The organism is Stenotrophomonas sp. PS02298 (assembly GCF_029959445.1).
Classification (GTDB): domain Bacteria; phylum Pseudomonadota; class Gammaproteobacteria; order Xanthomonadales; family Xanthomonadaceae; genus Stenotrophomonas.
Map to the genome: position 1 here is coordinate 1 of NZ_JASCOR010000251.1, position 3,980 is coordinate 3,980.

Genomic DNA, 3,980 nt, shown 5'->3' on the forward strand with positions numbered 1-3,980 from the left:
CCATACCCGTGCCTTGTGCACGGGTTGGCGCGACAATGGGGCCCTACTCGTCCTGTAGCACCGCTCCGCTGATGACATCCAACGCAGTGCCCGCCCCTTCTTCCCGCCCTGACCTGGTCGTCATCGGCGCTGGCGTGGTGGGCCTGGCCACCGCCTATGCTGCGGCAAAGCGCGGCTTTTCGGTGCTGCTGCTGGATCGCAATGCCGGCCCAGCACTGGGTACTTCGTTCGCCAATGGCGCACAGCTCAGCTACGCCTACACCGATGCGATGGCCGGCCCGGCAACCTGGGCGCAACTGCCGGAAATGGCATTCGGCCGCAACGGGCCTTTCCGCACACGGTGGTCGGCTGATCCGGATTTCCTGCGTTGGGGCCTGGCCTTCCTGCGCCAGGCCAACACGGCAGGCCTGCAGCGCAATACCCTGGCCACGCTGGAACTGGCACTGGAATCGCGCCAGGCCATGCAGGCCCTGCTGCAACAGCACCCCATCGACTTCGACCACGAGGTCTCCGGCAAGCTGCACCTGTACCCCTCCGCCGAGGGCGTGCAGGGAGCGGCGGCGATGATCGCGCTCAAGCGCGGCCATGGCGTGCAGCAACGGCTGGTCAACGCAGCCGAAGCCACCGCCATCGAGCCTGCACTCAGCGGCGCGCCATGGCTGGCCGGCGGTGTCCATTCGCCCGAGGAAGAAGCAGGCGACCCCTACCGTTTCAGCCAAGGCCTGCTGCAGGTAGTGCAGCAGCATTACGGCGTGCAGGCGCTGTTCGGATTCGATACGCAGTCAATGCGCCGCGCGGGTGGACACTGGCAGCTGCAGGCCCGCGATGGCCGCACGCTGCAGGCAGCGCGCGTGCTGGTCTGCGCCGGCATCGACAGCCCTGCCCTGCTCAAACCGCTGCGTCTGCGCATGCCGGTGATGGCGATCAAGGGCTATTCGTTCACCGCACCGTTGGGCACCAATGCACCCAAGGTCAGCATCACCGACACCAAGCGCAAGCTGGTGTTCTGCCGCCTGGGCGAGCGCATCCGCGTCGCGGGTCTGGCTGACCTCAACGATTGGAACCCCGCGCCCGAACCGGCGCGGCTGGCAACACTGATCGCGCAGGCACGCGCGTCGTTGCCCGAAGCCGCCGACTACGGGCACATCGAAAGCAGCTGGGCCGGGCTGCGCCCGGTCACGCCGTGGACCTCACCGATCATCAAAAACCTCAGCGACGGCCTGGCCTGCAATATCGGCCACGGCATGCTCGGCTGGACGTTGGCGATGGGCAGCGGCGAGCGCGCGGTGCAGCAGTTGCTGGGCACGCCCTGAGCCAACTCAGGTTTCGCTGATCTGGTCCATGCGGATGCGGTTGGCGAACAGCGAGAACGCCAATGCGCCAGCAAGGCCATTGGCGCGGTTGATCCACTGCGGCAACCAACGCGGCGGTGCCAGACCGCCCGCCTCGAACAACGGCGTCAGCGCCTGTGCGTCTTCCAGCGTCATCTTGCCGGCGAACAACCAGCGGCAGGTCTGCAGCTTTTCATCACGCAGCATCTGCCGGAAGAAGGTGTGCACCGAGACCAGGCCGCGCAGGTAGACCGTGTCCTTGGTGAAGGCAGCGCCGCCGCTGGGGGGAACACCACGGAACACGCGTTGGGCGGACGAAAAGCTTTCCTCGGCGGTCTGCCCGGCAGCACGGAAATAATTGAAGACTTCGATGAAGTCGGCCCCATCGCGCGCCATCGCAATCGCCTCGATGCGCAGGCTGATGCGCTTGAGCCGCTGGATGTCGATGCTGCCGGTGATCTGTTCGGCAAACGTCGCCAGGCCTTCCTGGGTCGCGGTGATGCGCGGCGAAGACAAGGCCAAGCTGGGCAACACCACCTGATCGCGTCCGTTGAGCGCGGTCAGCGAATGCACCAGCGCCTCGTGGTGGTAGAGCTGCGCACGGTCATAGGCACTGAAGGTGGCGCGGGTGCGCAGGCGGATGCGGGTCGCCCCCGCGGCAGCCTTGGCGATCAGTTCCGGGTCCAGCTCCACGCTGATCATGCGCCCTGCGAAGAACTCATCCAGGTCGCTCTGCAGCATCAACTGCAAGGCTGTTGCCGACACCGGCACCTGCTCCTCCGGGGCCAGCAGTTCGTGGTCCAACTCCTGCGCGATCTGGATGAAGTGCCGTGCCGCATCGCGGGTAGTCGGGCCATTGCCCGGCATCGGCTGCTCGGGCACGCCGAACAGCTGGGTGGAATAGTCGTCCACCGCGCGCGTACCCAGGCCTTCCAACAGACTGGCGGCCAGATCCCAGCTACGCGCAGAATCCTGAATGTAATTGCCCAATGGATGGCTGGCGTCCACCTCGTCCATTACCGCCGCCAGTTCGCGCCGCGTTTCGCTGAAGTCGAGTTTGGGATAGCCCACCTGCGGCAGTACCGGGTTACCGCGCGCCACGCTCTCCAGAAACGGTGCCTGCGTATCTGCCGGCCAGCTGGTCAGGCTCAGCAAGCGGATGCCTTTGACCGCCGCCACCATCCGCGCATCGAGCGCAGCGTGATGGCTGATGGCTGGATCGTTGTGGGTATCAACCATGTCCATGCCTGCCTCGTTAAAACCAGGTAATAACGCGCAACCATCGCTCTTGTAGAAGCGGCGTAAGCCGCGAAGCCACAACCGCATCAACGCGCGAACAGCTTACCCCTCCCCAACCCGCCCCTTTGCTCCGCAAAAGGGAGGGAGCAGATGCAACGGCGACGGCTTCAGCGCCGCTTGCCCTTGTTGATTGGCCGCCACTGCGCACCGCGCCCGCTGTGTTTGCGTTCCGTCGCCTGCTCGGCCTGACGCTGGGCAAGTTTGGCTGCGGCCTGCGCCACTTCCTCGCGCAGCTTGAGGTAGCTCTCCAGCCGGCTTTCGTCGATGTCACCGCGCTCAATGGCCTCCTGCACTGCGCAGCCCGGTTCGCTGTGGTGCGAGCAATCGCGGAACTTGCATTGCGTGGTCAGCTCTTCGATATCGGCGAAGCCACCTTCAGCCAGGGTTTCCTCCCCGGTCGGCTTGAGCTCGCGCATGCCGGGGGTATCGATCAGGCAGGCGCCATACGGCAGCGGCATCAGCGCACGATGGGTGGTGGTGTGGCGGCCGCGCGAATCATTGCTGCGCACTTCGTTGGTCTTCATCCGGTCCTCGCCCAACAGCGTGTTGGTCAAGGTGGATTTGCCGGCACCCGAGGAACCCACCAGCACCACGGTATTGCCCGGGCCCAGCCACGGCAGCAGGGCGGAGACGCTTTCCGGGTCCTTGCCATTGATCGCCAGCAGCGGAATCTGCTGCGCGGCCAGGTCTTCCAGCACCGCCAGCGCGTCCTCGCTGTACTCGGTCTGGTCGGCCTTGGTCAGCACCACCACCGGTGAGGCACCGCCGCCGCCAACCAGGAGCAGGTAGCGCTCGATGCGGCGCGGATTGAAGTCGGCATCCAGGCCACAGACGATGAACACCGTATCGATGTTGGCCGCGATCACCTGCTGGTGATAGTGCTCACCGGCGGCACCGCGCTTGATCGAGGTATGCCGCGGCAGCAGCGCGACGATGCGCTTGCCGTCCAGCAACACCCAGTCGCCTACCGCCGCGCGCTCATGGCTGGGGAAGCGCGGCCGCTGCCATTCCGGCGGCGACTCGGTCTTGAGGCTGTTGTCCGGAGCATCTGCGACCACGTAACCGGAACGGTGCTGCTCGATCACCCGCCCCGGACGGGCCTGCGGATGGGCGGCAAAGGCTTCCTGCCACTGCGGGTCCTCGGGAGCACCGGGCCAGGGCCAGCCGATATGGCGCAGCGAATCGAAGTCGATGGAATCAGTCATTGGGGGATTCTACCGGGGCGGGGCTTGGCGCCGGGAATGGCGGTTCAGTTGAGGCGGGGTCTGGACATGAGCGAAAGCCAAAGCACCCCTCCCCAACCCTCCCCTTGCCTGACGCAAAGGGAGGGGGCAAGGCTTGGCTCCCTCC

The 3,980-nt window shown here is 65.9% G+C and carries 3 protein-coding genes; 1 reads left to right on the top strand and 2 read right to left on the bottom strand.

All coding sequences use genetic code 11. The features are described from left to right. Window positions 1-71 precede the first annotated feature (71 nt). Complete coding sequence (locus QMX78_RS20475; RefSeq protein WP_282273102.1) at window positions 72-1,313, top strand: FAD-dependent oxidoreductase; 1,242 nt, start codon at window positions 72-74, stop codon at window positions 1,311-1,313. A gap of 6 nt (window positions 1,314-1,319) precedes the next feature. Here QMX78_RS20475 and QMX78_RS20480 read toward each other — a convergent pair whose 3' ends face one another. Next, window positions 1,320-2,570 (bottom strand): flavohemoglobin expression-modulating QEGLA motif protein, encoded by a 1,251-nt coding sequence (locus QMX78_RS20480; protein WP_282273106.1) that lies wholly within the window; start codon window positions 2,568-2,570, stop codon window positions 1,320-1,322. A gap of 167 nt (window positions 2,571-2,737) precedes the next feature. Continuing rightward, window positions 2,738-3,835 carry a ribosome small subunit-dependent GTPase A gene (gene rsgA, locus QMX78_RS20485; protein ID WP_282273104.1) on the bottom strand — a complete coding sequence of 366 codons (1,098 nt, stop codon included), beginning with the start codon at window positions 3,833-3,835 and terminating at the stop codon, window positions 2,738-2,740. Window positions 3,836-3,980 lie beyond the last annotated feature (145 nt).